The sequence below is a fragment of the Aminobacter sp. J41 genome (assembly GCF_000526635.1).
Taxonomy (GTDB): Bacteria; Pseudomonadota; Alphaproteobacteria; order Rhizobiales; family Rhizobiaceae; genus Aerobium.
Map to the genome: position 1 here is coordinate 1 of NZ_JAGL01000088.1, position 1,725 is coordinate 1,725.

General features: G+C 62.8%; 1 protein-coding gene and 1 pseudogene. Both read right to left on the reverse strand.

The genetic code is table 11. The annotated features are described in order from the left end of the window. Nucleotides 1-52: 52 nt before the first annotated feature. Nucleotides 53-847 (reverse strand): IS21-like element helper ATPase IstB, encoded by a 795-nt coding sequence (istB, locus tag L630_RS0120550; protein ID WP_024850044.1) that lies wholly within the window; start codon nt 845-847, stop codon nt 53-55. Beyond that, nucleotides 837-1,725: pseudogene (locus L630_RS0120555) on the reverse strand (IS21 family transposase); the annotation flags it as partial. The gene istB and the pseudogene L630_RS0120555, both read right to left, overlap by 11 nt.

A 1,725-nucleotide genomic window follows, 5' to 3' on the forward strand; every position in this document is an offset into this window, starting at 1 on the left:
TGACCCGGGATTTTCGCCGAGAAGTGACCCGCCTTCATGTATGGTTTGGGTCTCAGGACTTAGTCAAGGTGGGTGCTTTCTCCTTCTTTGTCGGTGTGGTCTGGGCAGAGCTGTTCTTGAAGCGGAAGCTGTCGTTTCCGGTCTCCAGGATGTGGCAGTGATGGGTGAGCCGATCGAGCAGCGCCGTCGTCATCTTGGCGTCGCCGAAGACGGTCGCCCATTCGCTGAAGCTGAGGTTGGTGGTGATGACGACGCTGGTGCGCTCGTAGAGCGTGCTCAGCAGATGGAACAGCAGCGCCCCGCCTGATGCGCTGAAGGGCAGGTATCCGAGTTCGTCGAGGATGACGAGATCGGAATGAGCGAGCCGATTGGCGATCTGGCCGGCCTTGCCCTGGGCCTTCTCCTGCTCGAGCGTGTTGACGAGTTCGACGGTGGAGAAGAAGCGGACACGCTTGCGATGATGCTCGACCGCCTGCACGCCGAGGGCGGTGGCAATGTGGGTCTTGCCGGTGCCGGGGCCGCCGACAAGCACGACATTGTTGGCATTGTCCGTGAACTCGCATCGATGGAGCTGGCGCACGAGGGCCTCGTTGATCTCGCTGCTGGCGAAGTCGAAGCCGGCCAGGTCGCGATAGACCGGGAAGCGGGCTGCCTTGAGTTGATAGGCCACGGACCTGACCTCCCGCTCGGCCATCTCGGCCTTCAGGAGTTGCGACAGGATGGGGATGGCGGACTCGAAGGCGGGTGAAGCCTGCTCGGTGAGTTCGGCGACGGCTTGCGCCATGCCGTGCATTTTAAGGCTTCTGAGCATGATGACGATAGCGCCGCTGGCGGGATCATGACGCATGATGTACCTCCCGGGTCTGGCGCAGAGCATCGTAGCGCTCGACATTGGCTTGCGGCTCCTTGGCCAGGCTCAGCGCCTGCGGCGCATCCACGATCGGCGTCTCGATCGGCTTGCCGTCGACCAGCCTGTGCAGGAGATTGAGGATGTGGACCTTGGTCGGAACGCCGCCCTGCAACGCCATCTCGACGGCGGTCAGCACGACCTGCTCGTCATGTTGCAGGACGAGCGACAGGATCTCGACCATCTCGCGGTCGCCGCCGGGCTTCCTGAGCAGGTGCTGCTGCAGCCGTTTGAAGGCTTCGGGGAGTTCAGTAAAGGGAGCGCCGTTGCGCAGAGCACCGGGCTTGCGCTGGATGACCGCCAGATAGTGACGCCAGTCGTAGACGGTGCGACCGGGGCCGTCATGCGACCGCTCGATGATGCGGGGATGCTCGCATACGATATGCCCCTCCGCGGCAACCACGATCCGTTCTGGATAGACCCTGAGGCTGACTGGCCGATTGGCGAAGGACGCCGGCACGCTGTAGCGATTGCGCTCCAGATGGACCAGGCAGGTCGGAGAGACCCGCTTGGTGTATTCGACGAAGCCGTCGAAGAGGCGTGGCATCGGCATCAGGAACCGTGCTTCCTCGGCCCGGATGTCCTCGATCGTTCCCGGCCTGAGGCCGTGGGGAATCTGTTGCCACAGCTCCCGACACCGCTGCTCCAGCCAGTCGTTCAGGGCTTCCAGTGATGGAAAGCGTGGTATCGGTTGCCATAGCCGGTGGCGGGAATCCTGGACGTTCTTCTCGACCTGCCCCTTCTCCCAGCCCGAAGCCGGATTGCAGAACTCGGTCTCGAACAGATAATGGCTGGCCATCGCCGAGAAGCGGGCATTG